The organism is Bombella sp. ESL0385 (assembly GCF_009725755.1).
GTDB classification, from domain to species: Bacteria; Pseudomonadota; Alphaproteobacteria; order Acetobacterales; family Acetobacteraceae; genus Bombella; species Bombella pollinis.
This window is the reverse complement of sequence record NZ_WNIJ01000001.1, coordinates 811835-828261: the sequence shown is the minus strand read 5'-3', so window position 1 is coordinate 828261 and position 16427 is coordinate 811835. Positions and strand designations below refer to the sequence as shown.

Annotated in this window: 16 protein-coding genes; 7 read left to right on the top strand and 9 right to left on the bottom strand. The window is 54.2% G+C overall.

The annotated features are described in order from the left end of the window. Positions 1–8: 8 nt before the first annotated feature. Positions 9–743, bottom strand: coding sequence for a DnaA ATPase domain-containing protein (locus GM557_RS03780; RefSeq protein WP_155573015.1), 735 nt, complete (start codon positions 741–743; stop codon positions 9–11). A 111-nt stretch (positions 744–854) separates the two neighbouring features. Here GM557_RS03780 and purM point away from each other — a divergent pair, with 111 nt between their 5' ends. Continuing rightward, positions 855–1913 (top strand): phosphoribosylformylglycinamidine cyclo-ligase, encoded by a 1059-nt coding sequence (gene purM, locus GM557_RS03775; protein WP_155573014.1) that lies wholly within the window; start codon positions 855–857, stop codon positions 1911–1913. A gap of 8 nt (positions 1914–1921) precedes the next feature. Next, positions 1922–2509, top strand: a complete 588-nt coding sequence (gene purN / locus GM557_RS03770; protein ID WP_155573013.1) for a phosphoribosylglycinamide formyltransferase — start codon at positions 1922–1924, stop codon at positions 2507–2509. Positions 2510–2588: 79 nt separating this feature from the next. Here purN and ndk read toward each other — a convergent pair whose 3' ends face one another. After that, positions 2589–3011 carry a nucleoside-diphosphate kinase gene (gene ndk / locus GM557_RS03765; RefSeq protein WP_099026036.1) on the bottom strand — a complete coding sequence of 141 codons (423 nt, stop codon included), beginning with the start codon at positions 3009–3011 and terminating at the stop codon, positions 2589–2591. A 111-nt stretch (positions 3012–3122) separates the two neighbouring features. Here ndk and GM557_RS03760 point away from each other — a divergent pair, with 111 nt between their 5' ends. Then, entirely contained in the window at positions 3123–5036 is a 1914-nt protein-coding gene (locus tag GM557_RS03760; protein ID WP_155573012.1) for an ABC-F family ATP-binding cassette domain-containing protein, read from the top strand. 64 nt (positions 5037–5100) lie between these two features. After that, positions 5101–6318, top strand: a complete 1218-nt coding sequence (locus tag GM557_RS03755; RefSeq protein WP_155573011.1) for an AI-2E family transporter — start codon at positions 5101–5103, stop codon at positions 6316–6318. A 19-nt stretch (positions 6319–6337) separates the two neighbouring features. Here the strand turns inward: GM557_RS03755 and GM557_RS03750 are convergent, their stop codons facing one another. The 4 genes from GM557_RS03750 to GM557_RS03735 all read right to left on the bottom strand — a co-directional run bounded on the left by GM557_RS03750 (position 6338) and on the right by GM557_RS03735 (position 9953). Continuing rightward, positions 6338–6754, bottom strand: a complete 417-nt coding sequence (locus GM557_RS03750) for a hypothetical protein (RefSeq protein WP_155573010.1) — start codon at positions 6752–6754, stop codon at positions 6338–6340. Beyond that, positions 6741–7892 carry a DegT/DnrJ/EryC1/StrS aminotransferase family protein gene (locus tag GM557_RS03745; RefSeq protein ID WP_230880590.1) on the bottom strand — a complete coding sequence of 384 codons (1152 nt, stop codon included), beginning with the start codon at positions 7890–7892 and terminating at the stop codon, positions 6741–6743. The genes GM557_RS03750 and GM557_RS03745 overlap by 14 nt, the downstream gene beginning before the upstream one ends. Before the next feature lie 5 nt (positions 7893–7897). After that, on the bottom strand, positions 7898–8299 hold the full coding sequence (locus GM557_RS03740; RefSeq protein WP_155573009.1) for a MarR family transcriptional regulator: 402 nt from the start codon (positions 8297–8299) through the stop codon (positions 7898–7900). A gap of 244 nt (positions 8300–8543) precedes the next feature. Further along, positions 8544–9953 carry a M17 family metallopeptidase gene (locus GM557_RS03735; protein WP_155573008.1) on the bottom strand — a complete coding sequence of 470 codons (1410 nt, stop codon included), beginning with the start codon at positions 9951–9953 and terminating at the stop codon, positions 8544–8546. Positions 9954–10028: 75 nt separating this feature from the next. On the opposite strand from GM557_RS03735, the gene GM557_RS03730 reads away from it, so the two are divergent. The 3 genes from GM557_RS03730 (at position 10029) to fdxA (ending at position 13309) form a co-directional block, all read left to right on the top strand. After that, positions 10029–12584 carry a helicase-related protein gene (locus GM557_RS03730; protein WP_230880589.1) on the top strand — a complete coding sequence of 852 codons (2556 nt, stop codon included), beginning with the start codon at positions 10029–10031 and terminating at the stop codon, positions 12582–12584. Further along, a complete protein-coding gene (locus GM557_RS03725) occupies positions 12581–12874 on the top strand; it encodes an RNA-binding S4 domain-containing protein (protein ID WP_155573007.1) in 294 nt (97 codons plus the stop codon). The genes GM557_RS03730 and GM557_RS03725 overlap by 4 nt, the downstream gene beginning before the upstream one ends. Before the next feature lie 102 nt (positions 12875–12976). Continuing rightward, the gene (gene fdxA, locus GM557_RS03720) at positions 12977–13309 is read left to right on the top strand and encodes a ferredoxin FdxA (RefSeq protein ID WP_155573006.1); all 333 of its coding nucleotides are present in this window, start codon (positions 12977–12979) and stop codon (positions 13307–13309) included. 143 nt (positions 13310–13452) lie between these two features. Here fdxA and cyoD read toward each other — a convergent pair whose 3' ends face one another. The 3 genes from cyoD to cyoB are packed head-to-tail and all read right to left on the bottom strand — an operon-like array spanning position 13453 to position 16421. Then, a complete protein-coding gene (cyoD, locus tag GM557_RS03715) occupies positions 13453–13791 on the bottom strand; it encodes a cytochrome o ubiquinol oxidase subunit IV (protein ID WP_155573005.1) in 339 nt (112 codons plus the stop codon). Next, complete coding sequence (gene cyoC / locus GM557_RS03710) at positions 13791–14405, bottom strand: cytochrome o ubiquinol oxidase subunit III (protein WP_155573004.1); 615 nt, start codon at positions 14403–14405, stop codon at positions 13791–13793. The genes cyoD and cyoC overlap by 1 nt, the downstream gene beginning before the upstream one ends. 18 nt (positions 14406–14423) lie before the next feature. After that, entirely contained in the window at positions 14424–16421 is a 1998-nt protein-coding gene (cyoB, locus tag GM557_RS03705; RefSeq protein ID WP_155573003.1) for a cytochrome o ubiquinol oxidase subunit I, read from the bottom strand. Positions 16422–16427 lie beyond the last annotated feature (6 nt).

The following is a 16427-nucleotide window of genomic DNA, read 5'->3' as shown; positions in this document are numbered from 1 at the left end:
GGTTATTCTTATAAATGCTCGTCCTTTAATAAATCTTTTAGAACATTCATTGCGAGACTACGGCTAATCGCACTCCCTTGTGCCATCGCTGCTTCATCCAATCTTTGCACAGCTTGCACCAATGCTTCCCCTGTGCGTGGCAAACGCCGCCATAACCACTCGGTCACAGATTGCGGGACAACAAGCTGACGCTCCGCCAGAAGGGAAAGCAATAATGTTGCCCGCACATTATCCTCTGGCTCCTCCAGCCCAGCGGTTACAGTTGCGCGCAACCGGCTTGCAAGGTCCGGTAATGCAAAATCACCCCGTGCAGGAGGATGACGAGAGGCCATCAACACACGCTGCCCTGCCGCATGAGCACGGTTAAGGAGATGCAACAACGCAACCTCACTGCCCACCCTCTCGATATGGTCAATCGCCAAAGGCGCAGCACTGGCCTCCAAAATCTGCTGCCCCACGCGCAATGCACCATCTGGAGCACATGATAGTGCGGATGCCTCACAGAGAATCGCCTCCTGTTCTGCGGCCCATATATGAAGCAAATGCGTCTTGCCCGTCCCCGCAGGCCCCCATAACCACAACCGCCCTTCTGGCCATTGGGGCCGTGCTAACCAAGCCCGTGCTGAAGCATTAGACCCCCCTGCGATAAAACGCTCTGCCGAAAAATGGCGTTTTTGCTGCAAATCCAATGCTAGCTGCGCTTGTACGCTAAAGGGCGTGTCCTGCTCTCTCTTGTCGCCCATATCTACCCTTCTCGCCTATCGCCTCAATGATTCCACACGCCCTACATTCCGTCTTTGTGCAGGATGCTCTATAAAGAGGCCAGCATCAACCAGCAGGAATACCCTCTCTCCATGACCAAAACCCCTTCTCCCCCCAATGCAAGTTATGCAGCCGCCGGTGTTGATATTGAAGCCGGAGATGCTCTGGTTGACGCCATCAAGCCCGCGGCCAAAGCAACCAATCGCCCCGGTGTTATGGGCGGGCTTGGTGGGTTTGGTGCCCTGTTTGACCCCAAAGCCGCTGGGTTAAAGGACCCTGTCCTCGTCAGCTGTACAGATGGCGTGGGCACAAAGCTCCTCCTCGCTATCGAGAGCGGCTTGCATGATGAAATCGGCATCGACTTAGTCGCTATGTGCGTTAATGACCTCATCGTCCAAGGGGCACAGCCGCTTTTCTTCCTTGATTATATGGCAACAGGTCATCTCTCCGTCTCCGTGGCAGAGCGGATTATTAAAGGGATTGCCGCAGCCTGTAAGGAAAGTGGCTGCGCCCTCGTTGGGGGGGAAACAGCGGAGATGCCGGGCCTTTACGGCAAAGGCCATTATGACCTCGCCGGCTTCAGCGTTGGGGCAGCAGAGCGCGATGCCATGTTGCCTGCCACCATTCGCGAGGGCGATAGTCTCATCGCTCTGCCCTCCTCTGGGGTACATTCCAACGGGTTCTCCCTCGTTCGTCATATCGTGGAGTCCTCTGGTCTAAGCTGGAAGGACCCCGCCCCCTTCTCACCAAAGCAAACTTTGGCAGAAGCCTTCCTGACCCCCACACGGCTTTATGTCAAAACCGTGCTTGCCTTACATGAGAAGAAGCTCCTCAATGGCTGCGCGCATATCACAGGCGGTGGCCTGCCGGGCAATCTACCGCGTGTCCTGCCAGAAGGACTCGGTGTGGAAGTAGATGGGCAAAGCTGGCCACTCCCCGGTGTATTCTCATGGCTTGCCGAGCAAGGCCCTGTATCTGAAGATGAAATGCTCAAGGTCTTTAATTGCGGGATTGGTATGGTTCTCATCACCAGCGAACCCGAAAAACTCATGACGGAATTGGAAAAGCTGGATGAAGACGCCATGCTGATTGGCCGTGTTGTCCGCAGCACCACACCTTTCCGCCTCACTGCGCCATTAAATCTGGATTGAAGCGATTTATGGTGACGAAAACCCCCATCGCTATCCTCATTAGCGGGCGCGGTAGTAATATGCTCGCGTTAATGGAGGCCTGCGCCCGCCCGGACTTCCCAGCTAAAATTGTCCTTGTTCTGAGCAATAAGGCCGATGCCGCTGGGTTAGACACCGCTCGCAAGGCAGGGATTAAAACGCTCTGCATCCCCCATAAAGACTATGGGAAGGGCCGTGAAGCGCATGAACGTGCCATAGATGAAGCCGTGCGAGCCTCTGGTGCGGAGTTAATCTGCCTTGCAGGCTATATGCGCGTTCTCACCCCTTGGCTTGTCCAGCAATGGCAGGGGCGGATGATTAATATTCATCCCAGCTTGCTTCCTGCGTTCCCCGGCCTCCATACGCATGAAGCCGCCCTAAAAGCGGGTGCTAAAGAGCATGGTTGTACCATTCACCTCGTCACCGATGGGGTGGATGAAGGCCCCATCCTTGCCCAAGCGCGCGTCCCTGTCCTACCCCATGATGATGCTGATGCCCTCGCCGCCCGCGTTTTGGAGCAAGAACACCGCCTCTATCCCGAAACGCTCAAGCACTTCATCACACAACGCCACACCTAAAAGCCAAGCATAAAAAAGGGGAGCCATAATGGCTCCCCTTCACAGCATGTCCAAACATCATGCTAACGCCACTGCTTCATCAGGGCAGGATTTCCGTCTCCGCAAAGAAGAAGCTAATCTCACGCTTAGCATTCTCAAGGCTATCAGAGCCATGAACGGAGTTCTCACCAATGCTTTGAGCATAAAGCTTACGCACAGTCCCTTCAGCCGCCTCGGCGGGGTTGGTCGCGCCCATCACCTCACGATGATGCGCCACGGCGTTCTCGCCCTCTAGCACCTGCACAACAACCGGCGCGGAGCACATAAAAGACACAAGCTCCCCAAAGAAGGGGCGCTCCTTATGGACCTCATAAAAAGCCCCGGCTTGCTTCTCTGTCAGCTGAATACGCTTTTGGGCTACAATACGCAGGCCAGCTTCCTCAAAAACAGTATTCACCTTGCCTGTCAGATTACGGCGTGTTGCATCCGGTTTGATGATGGATAATGTACGTTCCAGAGCCATAAGTCCCTCCTTATAAAGAGCCCTCTATCTCCAACTTCCCCTAGAGGAAAAAAGGAGTTCCTGATAGGGTTAGAGCCATCTTTTTTCATCTTTCCCTGCTGAGTGTGTGCGTTGAGCCTGCTTTCCATCACCGACCTTACCTTACGCATCGCAGGCCGTACCCTGCTAGAGCAAGCCTCCCTCACTATTGAGCCAGGTAAACGCATCGGGCTCATCGGCCATAATGGAGCGGGGAAGTCCACGCTGCTGGCGGCCATCGCCGGGGACATCGCCCCAGATGGCGGCAGCATTACCCTCTCTGGCCGTGCCACGATGGGGCGGGTCAAGCAGGAAACACCTTCCGGCGAGCTGTCCTTATTAGAGACCGTTCTTAACAGCCATGAGGAACGCACCCGCCTCCTCACCGAGGCCGAAACCACAACCGACCCTACCCGCCTTGCTGATGTGCATGAACGCTTACTCGCTATTGATGCCCATGCTGCCCCAGCGCGTGCTAGTACAATCCTCGCCGGGTTAGGTTTTGACCAAGAGGCCCAACATCGCCCGGTCAATGACTTCTCCGGTGGTTGGCGGATGCGCGTTGCCCTTGCCAGTGCCTTATTCCTCGCCCCTGACCTTCTACTCCTTGATGAACCAACAAACCATCTGGATATTGAAGCCACATTATGGCTGGAAAATTGGCTAAGCCGCTTCCCCGGTGCGGCGTTAATTGTCAGCCATGACCGTGCGTTACTAGATAACAGCGTGCAAGCCATTGCCCATTTAGACCAAAAAAAGCTTTCCCTCACCCCCGGCGGCTATGAGCGTTTTGTCCAAATCCGCACCGAGCAGAAGCTCCAACAAAATCGCCAAGCGGAAAAGCTGGCAGACCAACGTGCAAAGATGGAAGCCTTTGTGGCGCGCTTCCGTGCCAAAGCGACCAAAGCCAAACAAGCGCAATCTCGCTTAAAAGCCCTCGCCCGCTTGCCACAAATTGATTCAGTCGTGGAGGATACCCCTACCCATTTCACCTTCCCCGACCCCGGCGCGCTCCCACCCCCCATGCTCACATTAGAGGATGTCTCTGTCGGATATGGGGAGCGCACAATTCTTCACCATCTCTCTTTGCGGCTCGATAGTGAGGACCGCATCGCCCTACTGGGGCAAAATGGGCATGGCAAATCAACCTTCGCCAAATTACTCGCCGGTCAGCTCACCCCTATGGGAGGGATATTTCAGCCTTCATCACGCTTGCGGGTTGGTTATTTCGCCCAACATCAAACAGATGAGCTTATTGTGGATGAAACCCCCATCCAACATATGGCCCGCACGTTAAAAGATGCCACACCCCCGCAAGTGCGTGCCCAACTAGCCCGTTTTGGGCTCGATGCTGAACGTGCCGAAACACCCGTCCGCAATCTCTCTGGTGGGGAGAAAGCCCGCCTCCTCCTCGCCCTTGCCACACGTCACGCCCCTCATCTACTCATATTAGATGAGCCAACCAACCATTTAGACCTCGATGCCCGCGATGCGCTCATCCGCGCTCTCAGTGCTTTTGAAGGGGCCGTCATCCTCATCAGCCATGATAGTCATTTAGTCGAATCCGTAGCTGACCAGCTTTGGATCGCCGCAAACGGGACCATCACCCCTTTTGACGGGGATATGAATGATTACCGCCTCTGGCTAGAGGCCCGCGCTAAACACGCTTTAGAGGCAACGCGACAAGCCTCCTCCCCCGCTGCACACGGCGCACAAGCCGCCACAACGCCTGATAAAAACCAACAACGTGCCCAACGCAAAGAGCAAACCCGCCAGCTTGCCCCCCTCCGCCGTAAGATTCGGGAGCTGGAAACCCGCCTCTCCCGCTTGGAAAAAGCCAAAGAACAGCTTGAAGCAAAATTAGCAGACCCTGCCCTTTACCAAGCAAACCACGCTGGAGACATCGCCACATTAAATAGCGACCTCGCCCTTGTCCGCCAAAAACAAGAGGAGACCGAGCTACAATGGCTAGAAGCCCAAGACGAATTAGAGCAAGCCACAAATTGACCCACCATTAAATAACCCACATTATAGCACACCAACTCACCGCCCGTTGCAGGACTCGCCCAGCATGCCTTTCTTCTTCAACCGCCCGCCGACTCCCGCAGCCCAGCAAACACCCACCACCGCGTTAGACCGCATTTATGGCATTATCCGTCTAACGCTTTGTCTCTCTCTCATCATGCTGGCTGTTTGGTTGATGGGAGAAGTCCTTGCCATCCTCTTTGCGGCGGTATTGATGGCGATTGTTTTGCATGGGCTTGCGCGTATCCTCCGCCGCCGCTTACCCTTCATCCCCTATACAATCGCAATTAGCATCGTAGCCTTTAGCATTATTGGGCTATTTGCCGCTCTTATTTGGAGTAGTGGCCCCTCTATGGGGGAGCAGTTTATCAGCCTAAAAAATGCTCTCGTTGTGCAATCAAGCGATCTCCGCTCCCATCTCTCCCAAACAACTTTCGGCCAAATGGTCTTAAACCATCTGCCAACCTCCCTTGGCGGGAATGATAAAACAGCTTCCCTCAGCAGTTTAGGCTTTGGGATTGCAGGCTCCGTGACCGGGTTGCTCGGCAGTGCGGTTGGTTTAATCGGTACGATTTTTGTTGTTTTAATCGCCGCCTTTTATTTTGCCGTCTCACCATCTCTTTACATCAACGGCTTCCTCCGTCTCATCCCTCCTTACCAACGCGAAGCCACACGCACGCTCCTCTATAGCGCAGGCAATACCTTATGGGCATGGACCGCAGGCCAAGCGTTGGACATGCTCGCCGTAGGGCTTTTCTCCGGTATTGGGCTATATCTCATCGGGATGCCCCTTGCCCTCGCTTTGGGCGTTGTCGCAGGGTTGTGCAACTTCATCCCCTATATCGGCGCGATTTTAGGGGCAGTGCCTGCCTTGCTCATCAGCCTCTCTCTTGGCACGCATGAAGTTTTATTCGTGGCCATCCTCTATAGCGTTATCCAGTTTTGTGAGGGCAATATCCTCGCCCCGCTCATCCAACGGCGTGCGGTCCATATGCCCCCAGCACTAGCCATCCTCTCCCAAAGCGTTTTTGGCTCCATCCTTGGGGTGCCGGGGCTCGTGCTGGCTTCCCCCATCACCGCAGCCCTCCTCGCTGTCTTTGATAAAGCCATGCCCCCGCTGGAAGATGCCACCAAAACCCGATTAGAGACGAACGAGCTTACCCCAAAAGAAGTTGCTCAGAACGCTCAAGAAAAAGCAGCCGCGAGTAAACAAGAGACCAAACAAAAGGAAAAAGATAAAACCACCCCGCCTCCCTCCACCTGAGGAAAGCAAGACCGCCTTTTTAAGGGAGGCCCGGCAAATGGAGGGTCCCACGGTCGAAGGAGCGCATCCTATATGCGCCCCCCGGTTGGGTTTGTATCCCCACAACATCATCCCCATGCTTAAAATGCCATGCGGAGAGAATGACAAGGCGGCCCTCTGCACTGCTCATCTGATACACAGCGAGCGCAGGCATATTCTTAGGGGGTACCTCACCTGGGATCCCCCAGCCTGTCCGATACTGTTGCACCCAAAGATTCATCGCCTTTACTTCATCCTCAGTGAGGCTACGTTGCTGCTGAGCCTGCTCCACCGTGCCATGAACAACCGTTGGGAGGGACCACGGGCGCAAAATAGGCCACGCAAAATACCAAATCACCACAACAGGAATAATCACAATCGCCGCAAACATAAGAAGATATTCGTCATTCTGCTTCATGCTGCTCTCTCGCCCATGTTTGACTCTCTCTTATCACATAATCTACGGCCTCATCGGTAAGGTCAGGATGGATTGGCAGAGCCAAGACGTACTCTCCTAACGATTCCGACACAGGTAAAGGAACCCCATCATGGCACGCCTGATAGGCTGGCTGATGATGCAATGGTTTGGGATAATAAATAGCCGTTGCAATCTGCGCTTGTGTGAGATGTTGCCTTAAAGACTCACGCAAAGATAGAGAGGGTAGCTTCACACAATAGACTGCCCATGCACTCTGGCTTTCTGCCACACGTGCAGGTGAGGTGATGAGAGAGGGCAAGCCTGCATCATAAGCGCGTGCCACAGCCTCACGCCGTTGCAGCTCCTCCTCAAACACATCCAACTTGCTCAAGAGAACCGCCGCTTGCAAGCTATCTAACCGCGCATTAAGGCCAATGCGCTGCACCTCATAGCGTTGTTGCCCCTCCCCATGGCTGCGCAGGGAGCGGTAAAGAGCCGCCTTATCATCATCATCAGTGAGGATAGCCCCGCCATCGCCATAACAACCTAGCGGCTTAGATGGGAAGAAAGACAGAGTCGTAGCCATGGCCTCATGCCCCAACTTCCGCCCCTTATAGGCCGCACCAAAGGATTGAGCGCAATCCGCAATGAGGGTTAGGCCCTCTTGTGTGGCAAAGCTCTTTAGCGCATCCCACGGGGCAGGTTGGCCAAATAAATCAACCCCGATAATCGCCTTTGGCACCACCTCTCCCGCTTGCTTTACCGCGGCAACACGCGCCTGCAAGGAGGCAAGAGAGAGTTGGAAGCTATCCGCCTCCACATCCACAAAAACCGGCTTCGCGCCTAATAACAGAACAACCTCTGCCGTGGCCGTGTATGTAAAAGCAGGTAGGAACACCGCCATCCCCGGCCCAATTCCCTCCGCCATGAGGACGGTTAAAAGCGCATCTGTACCGGAGGAGACAGCCACAGCATGACGCGCCCCCCCATAAAGAGCCAAACGCGCCTCAAGCTCTGCAATCTCCGGCCCCATTACGAAACAACAATGGGTTAAGACCCGCTCCATCCGCTCCCGCAACGCCGCGCCAAGACGCCGCTGCTGGGCAGGAAGATCCAGAAAGGGAACAACTCCCACCAAGATACTTACCCAGCCCGCCGCGCTTGGAAGGATGCTACAGCCGGACGAGCCGCTTTACGGAGGATAATCTCATCCCCGCAAGCTTCCTCCATCACATCCCGCAACCCACGCAGATAGGCCGAGCCTTTTAATGTCCGCTGAACAAGAATGGAGCGGCGGTCCAACGGGTCCACCTTACGGCGTGCTAAATCAAGCTCGCTCAACCGGTCCAACGCACGGGTGATAGCGGGTTTAGAGACATTCAAAGACTGTGCTAAGCCCCGAACGGTATGAGCCCCATCATCCAAATAACAGCTCAAAAACACAGATAATTGCCGCGCAGAAAGGTCCGGCCCATCACCGCGCACGGTGGACACAATCGTATCGCGCAAAAGCTGCAACATGCGGTTATCGCCATTTCGACTCATAAAAACTCTCTTTCGCTCTTTTACAACGCGACTTACCCTCTGCCAGTTAGCGCATATACGCCCTCCCCGCTGGCCGGTGGGATACATCATATTTGCGATTTCTACTTAGTCCTATTCTAATTTGTGACGCTTATGTATCGAAATAACAACCACGCCCAACGCAGGGCTGCTATTCCTAAAGACAAACCTCATTAAAAATGAATAAAAACAGCTAGTTATACACGCTATAACGAATCATTACTTTTTAGAAACCTTCCGAAACCGCACGGAACAACGCCCTTAAAGCTAGCACCTCACCCCCCATAGGCCGGCCGGGGCGTGCGTTATCATTCCATCCATAAGTATCAATATGCGCCCATCTCTGCCCCTCTGGGACGAAGCGTTGGAGGAATAACGCCGCTGTAATCGCCCCGGCCATAGGCCGAGAGGAAAGATTGTTACAATCAGCAATGGGGCTATCCATCCATTCATCATAATCAGCCCATAATGGGAGCTGCCAAAGCGGGTCATGCGCATGACGCCCAGCGGCAAGAATATGCGCCGCTAATGCATCATCATTACTAAAAAGGGCGGGTAAATCTGGCCCCAAAGCCACACGCGCAGCCCCGGTAAGCGTTGCGGCATCTATGATAAGGTCCGGCTGGCTCTCTGCGGCCTCTGTCAAGAGGTCAGCTAGAACCAAACGCCCTTCTGCATCCGTATTGCCGACCTCTACCCGCAGCCCTTTCCGCGTGGTCAACACATCCCCCGGCCGCATCGCATGGCCGGAGATACTGTTCTCCACACAACCAAGGCGAATCTCCAAAGCGACATCTAGCTCCGCCTCCATAATCGCGCAGGCCAGGGCGAGCATCAATGTCGCTCCACCCATATCCTTCTTCATCTTCGCCATGGAGGAGCCGGGCTTGAGGTCATAACCGCCTGTATCAAAACATACGCCTTTACCCACTAAAGAGAGGCGCGGGGCTGCTTTGCTCCGCCCGGGTTTTTGCCCGACCACCACAACAGCCTCCCGGTCCGAGCCCGCCCCCACAGCGGCAAGGCATGGGTACGCTTGTCTTAATGCCTCCCCTTCTATCAGCTCAACACAGGCCCCACGTTCCTCCAGCATGTGACGGGCTGCCGCCGCTAATTCCGCAGGGCCCATCAGATTCGCCGGGCTATTAATCAGGTCACGCCCCAGCCACGCCGCCCGCGCAAGGAGACGCGCCTCGCGCCCATATTCTGCGGCGATACATAATTTAGGCTGCGCTTTGGGGGTATGTTGGGCAGCCCCCTTTAGATGATACTGATACGCCCCTAAGCAGAAGCCAAGAATGAGCTCCTCCAAAGCCGCCTTTGTGTCTTGCCCCTGAGCCTGCGGATGAAACTGCGGAACCCAACGCCCCTCTGGCAATTTTGCTGACAAAGCCCCATAAGGCATAGGCCCTGCCGTAGGCTTGATGCAAAATACCGCCCCGGCAATCCCCTCCTTACCCGGCAAAAGGGTAAAATCCCCCGCACGTCCTTCAAAGCCTTGCGCGCGCAAAAAAGGCTCATCACGCCCTAATAGAGCGGAAAGCGCAGCAGACTCCCCCGCTTCTACGATATGAAGCGGGTAAGTCTCCTCCCCATCACAGGGGGCGCACAGGGGCAAAAAAGGGGCATTAGACATAAAAAACCATTCCACCAAAAAACTCTTATAGAGAATGTCTTGCTTTTATCGCATTCACGCAAGATCATTCCACCCATGACAGCACGTTCTTCCTCCTTTATGCCTGCGGCGGGCCAGCCCCCACGGCTTATTCATGCGATTTTAGGGCCAACCAATACCGGTAAGACCCATTACGCCCTCACCCGTATGATGGCGCATCAGAGTGGGATTATCGGCTTCCCCCTCCGCCTGCTTGCGCGCGAAAATTACGAACGGCTCGTCAAACTAAAAGGCGAACGCCATGTCGCCCTCCTCACAGGGGAGGAAAAGATTATCCCTCCCCATGCACGTTGGTTCTCTTGCACAGTGGAAGCAATGCCGCTGGACCGCAAAGTGGATTTCATCGCTATTGATGAAATCCAGCTCGCTGCGGACCCTGATCGCGGGCATATTTTCACCGACCGCCTCCTCCATGCACGTGGGACGGGAGAGACGCTCTTCCTCGGTGCGGAGACCATTCGCGGCTTGCTCAAACAGCTTATCCCCTCCATTACGATTGAGACCCGCGCCCGTCTCTCCCACCTTACTAATATAGGGCCGGTGAATCTCACACGCTTACCTCCACGCTCTGCCATTGTGGCTTTCTCCGCCACGGAGGTTTACGCCATTGCCGAGGCCATCCGCCAAAAGCGCGGGGGCTGTGCGATTATTATGGGCCGCCTCAGCCCTAGAACACGCAATGCCCAAGTCGCCCTCTATCAAAATCGCGATGTTGATTATCTCGTAGCGACTGATGCCATCGGGATGGGGCTGAATATGGATGTGGACCATGTTGCCCTTGCAGCCTTGCATAAGTTTGATGGCCTTGCCTCCCGCGCTCTAACCCCGCAAGAGGTGGCTCAAATCACCGGGCGAGCAGGCCGTGGGATGCATGATGGCACCTTCGGCACCACAGGCTCTTGCCCCCCTATGAGCCAAGAGCTCATCAAGGCTGTGGAGGACCATAAGTTTGAGCCATTACACGCCCTTTATTGGCGGCAAACGGCCCTAGATTATAGCTCTCCTGAAACGCTGTATCACAGCTTGATGCGTAAACCCCCACGCCCCGGCCTCATCACCGGGCGCACAGCTTCGGACCTTGATGTCCTCACCGGCTTGATGCAGATGGAGGATATTCGCGCTGCTGCACGCGGTACAAAGGCCACAACTCTCCTATGGGAAGTCTGCCAGATACCGGACTTCCGCAAGCTTGGTGATGGTAGCCATACTCGCCTTTGTGGCCGTTTATTTCTCGACCTCTTAAAGCATCACCGCATCCCCCCTGCGTGGATGGAAGGCCAATTACGCGGGCTTGACCGGCTGGATGGCGATATGGATACGCTCATGCACAGGCTCTCTGGTGTGCGTGTCTGCGCTTACATCGCCGCTCGGACAGGCTGGATGCCCCAAAGCCGCCATTGGCAAGAACGCTGCCGCACAGTGGAGGACCGTCTCTCTGATACATTACATGAGAGGCTGAAAGAACGTTTTGTCAATAAACGTGCCACGGCCCTGCTCCGCCGCTCGGACACCGGGCAACGTGTTGAGGCCCTCTATGCCATAACGCCCCAAAATCGCATCCTTGTGGAAGGCCATGAAATTGGCCGTATCACCGGTTTTGGTATGAATCTGGACGCCACGGCGGACCCTCAAGAGAGTGCATTGCTCCTCAAAGCAGGCAAACGCGCCCTCCACCACGCAATGCCCGCGCGGATACGCTACTTCCTCCAACAAGAGATGACCGCCCTGCACATCACAGAGGCTGGGCATATCCATTGGGAAGGCGCGCATATCGCCAGCCTGACCCGTGGCGAGGACCTCTTTAACCCCCATAGCCAGCTTCTACCGGGGGAGTTTCGCGATACATATCAGAGCCGCCAAGTGCAGGAACATCTTCATACGCTCATCAACGCACTGCTGCGCAAAACACTTGCCCCCTTCTTTCAGATGGAAGCGCACCTCCAAAAGACGGCCTCATTACGCGGTTTGGCGTATCGTTTGCGTAAAGATGGCGGCACAACACCAACCTTGCCGGAGGACCGCGCAATCTCGCGCGAAGAAAAACGCTTCCTCCATCATCACGGTGTACAGATTGGGGAGCAATTTATTTACTGCCCACGCCTGTTTAAACCAGCCTATCTCCCTATGATGAGCCTGCTTCATACTATCTGGCATGGACGGGAGTATCGCATCCCTCATGCCGGGTCTATCTGCCTACCCAGCGCAGATTATCCCACCCCACCACCCGGATGGCAGAATGCCGGCCCTGTCCATATACGACTCGATAAATTAAACGCGCTCTTGCGTCTCCTTCGCCCTCATGGCAAGCCACCCCGCCATAACCAGCTCATTCCCCCCACGCTCGCCTCCTCCCTTGGGGTGAAATCCGCCCTCCTCCCCGCCCTCCTAAAAGGGCTGGGCATTGCCCACCATCCTCCACAACCTTTAGAGGAAACACGCTATGGGCCTGCTGCGCCCCTCATTATTCTAGGACGCCCGCATAAACATAAAACAGCCCCAACACGTACAAAAAAGACCCGCAAACCCCAACGCGCCGTGGCCGACTCCCCCTTTGCTGCCCTCCAGAACTGGGCTATACGCCCCTCCTCATGAGTACAGAGCCACATCAACGGCTAGACCTCTGGCTTTATTACACGCGGCTTGCCAAAACGCGCGGCCTTTGTGCTGCCTTCATCCGCAAGGGGCGTGTCCGCATTAATGGCCAAAGGACGCATAAAACCCACGCACACCTCCATATTGGCGATATTGTGAGTTTTGCCTCCCCCCACTGGGACGAAAAAGTCTGTATTTGGCGCGTTATACAGCTTGGCGAGCGGCGCGGCCCCGCTAAAGAAGCCGCCCTTCTCTATGAAGAACTTGAGGAAAAGAGCGGTAATTCCTGACAATAGACTTGCAAAAGCCCCCCATCATTCGGCATATCAGTGCAGGAATCTTTAAAAGGGGCCGTTCGGCTGGCCTGTAACACCAAACCGGAGACGGCAATCATGACCTATGTGGTCACAGAAAACTGCGTGCGCTGCAAGTTTATGGATTGTGTGGAAGTCTGCCCTGTTGACTGCTTCTACGCGGGTGAGAACTTTCTTGTCATCAATCCTGATGAATGTATCGATTGCGGCGTATGTGAACCTGAATGCCCCGCAGAAGCCATCTTCCCAGATAGTGATGAACGCTCTGCGGACTGGATGGAGATTAACGCCAAATATTCCACAATTTGGCCTAACATAACCCAAAAAGGGACCCCACCGGCTGACCGTGAAGAATGGAACGGTAAAGAAGGTAAGCGGGAGATGCTCTCTGAGGAGCCTCATAAGGACTAACCCCCCCTCTTATCGCCCTATAATAAACCCTCGGATGAGCTGAACTCTCCGGGGGTTTTTCTTACGCTAATCATCCAGACATAAAAAGCCGGTGGAGTTGGCCCCCACCGGCTTTTTCTCATCTTGAAAGATGAAACGGCGTATCAGCCGGGCATCATATTCATCTGGGCATCCCAAAGGACAAACAGATAACCCGCAATCACCACTGCAACCATCAACACTGTGATGATGAAGGCAGCAAGATTCTGACGCTGAGACAAGCTCTTCGTCCCCATATGGAGGAAGAAGACCAGATGCACAACAACCTGAACTGTCGCCAACACAGCAAGAATGGCAATCGTCTGCCAGAAGGCGAAGGCCTTGCTCAAGACAGTGGCAAAAGACGCCACTGTCAGGATAACAGCAAGAACAAACCCAACAATATAGGAGCCGTAAGAGCCGTGGCTCTCACCTTCGTGCGATGTCGTATGATTCTCGCTCATTAGACAACACTCCCCAGGTAGACGAAGGAAAAGACGCAAATCCAAACAATATCAAGGAAATGCCAGAACAAGCTCAAGCATGTCAGTTTTGTTTGCATCCGAGTGCTAAGCCCCTGCTTGCCCATAACCTGGAAGAACAAAATGAACATCCAGATAAGGCCAATCGTGACATGCAGCCCGTGCGTCCCCACCAACGTGAAGAAAGAAGACAGGAAGGCGGATTTATCCGGCCCTGCCCCATGAGCTACGAGTTCATGGAACTCTTTAATCTCAAGGGTGACAAAGGAGACACCGAGGATGAAGGTCAGCAACAGCCAAACCAACACGGCACCTTTGTTCTTCTTATGCGCATTAATAGACGCGAAGCCGTAGGTAATAGAGGAGAGCAACAGGATAGCTGTTTCGATCTCAACATTCTTGATGTCGAACAGCTCTTTCCCCGTTGGCCCACCAGCAAAATGATGGCAGAGCGATGCAAAAACGGCAAATAACGTGCCGAAAATGATGCAGTCCGTCATCAAATAGACCCAGAAACCAAAAATTGTGGTTTCCTGCTGATGATGCTCATGCTCCTCGTTATGAGCAACGGATGCGTGAGTTGTGTCGTAAGACATGGTTTTCATCGCCTCCCTTTACTCTGCTGCCTGAGCAGCGGCAAGCCGCTTGGCAAAAGCTTCTTCATCAGCGCGGATCTCCTCTACAGGGACGTAGAAGTCGATATCCAAATTCGCACTACGGTGAACCACAGTGAAGAAGGATACCACTAGCCCCGCAATCACAGCCCACCAAATATGCCAGACAAGGGCGAAGCCAATCACCAGCGCGCAAGCCCCGAGGACAGGACCAACGGCAGAGTATTTTGGCATATGGATAGGCTCTAGCTCAGCCAATGGTGCTGGGCGACCCAGCTCCTTCTCGATATGGAATGTATCCAAACCGCGAACGACCGGCAAACGAGCAAAGTTATAATGCGGTACAGGGGAAGGCAAAGACCACTCCAGCGTACGGCCAGAGCCCCAGTTATCGCCTGTTAGGTCTAGCGCATCAGGCTTTTTATTCACCGCATCAAACGCTGCGAGAACAAATTGGATGACCTGACATGCCACACCAGCCGCCAAAATGAACACACCAACACAAGCCACCAGCAACCAAGGATGCCAATTAGGGTTGTCATAATGGTTCATACGGCGGGTCATACCCTCCAGACCAACGACATAGAGCGGCATGAAGGAGACGTAGAAACCAACGAACCAGAAACGGAACGCCCATTTCCCCCAAACATCGCGCATCTTAAAGCCGAAGACCTTCGGGAACCAGTAGCTCAGACCAGCAACATAACCAAAGAACACACCACCGATAATCACGTTATGGAAGTGCGCCACCAAAAAGAGGGAGTTATGAATCACCCAGTCCGCTGCAGGCATCGCCATCATCACACCGGTCATACCACCGATGGAGAAGGTGATCATGAAGCCGACAATCCAGTTCATCGGGCCTTCAAAGCGGACACGCCCCTTATACATGGTAAAGAGCCAGTTGAAGATTTTCACACCTGTCGGCACGGCGATGAACATCGTCATAATACCGAAGAAGGTGTTCACATCTGCCCCAGCACCCATTGTGAAGAAGTGATGCACCCACACAATGCTGCCTAAGAAGGTGATGATACCCGTTGCAATAACCATCGTGGCATAACCAAAGAGCGGCTTGCCGGAGAAGGTTGCTGCGATTTCGGAGAAGACACCAAAAGCAGGCAGGATGAGGATGTAAACCTCTGGGTGACCCCAAGACCAAATCAAGTTCAGGTAGAGCATAACGCTACCACCACCATCATTGGTGAAGAAGTGCATCCCAACGTAACGATCCAGTGCTAGCAACGCCATGGAGACCGTCAGAACCGGGAAGGTCGTCAGGATCATGATGCAGGAGAAGAATGCCGTCCATGTAAAGACAGGCATATGCATCCACTTCATGCCGGGGGCGCGGAGCTTAACAATCGTTGTGATGAAGTTTACAGCGGTAAGCAGCGTCCCAATACCGGAAATCTGCACAGACCAGATGTAATAATCCACACCAACACCGGGGTTAAACTGCAACTCGGAGACTGGCGGGTAGCCAAGCCAACCAACATTGGAGAACTCACCAACAAACAGGGAGATGTTGATGAGGATAGCACTGACCAACGTCATATAGAAGCTGATTGAGTTAATCAGCGGGAATGCAACGTCACGCGCACCAATTTGCAGCGGCACCACGAAGTTGAACAAAGCCTGCATAATCACCATGGCCATGAAGAAAATCATGATCGTGCCATGAGCGGAGAAGACTTGGTCATAATGGTGCGGCGGCAGGTAACCGGGGTTACCAGCGTAAGCAAGGGCAAGCTGCGTACGCATCATCACCGCATCAGCAAAGCCACGCACAAGCATGACAAGGCCGAGGATGACGTACATAACGGCAAGCTTCTTATGGTCAACGGTGGTTAACCACTCGCGCCACAAATAACCCCATTTTTTAAAGTAAGTGACTGCCGCAAGCACGGCAATCCCGATTACAGCCACACCAATAAATGTACCGACAAGAATCGGCACATCATACGGTATGGCAGAAAGGGTAAGTTTTCCGAGCATCTTTAG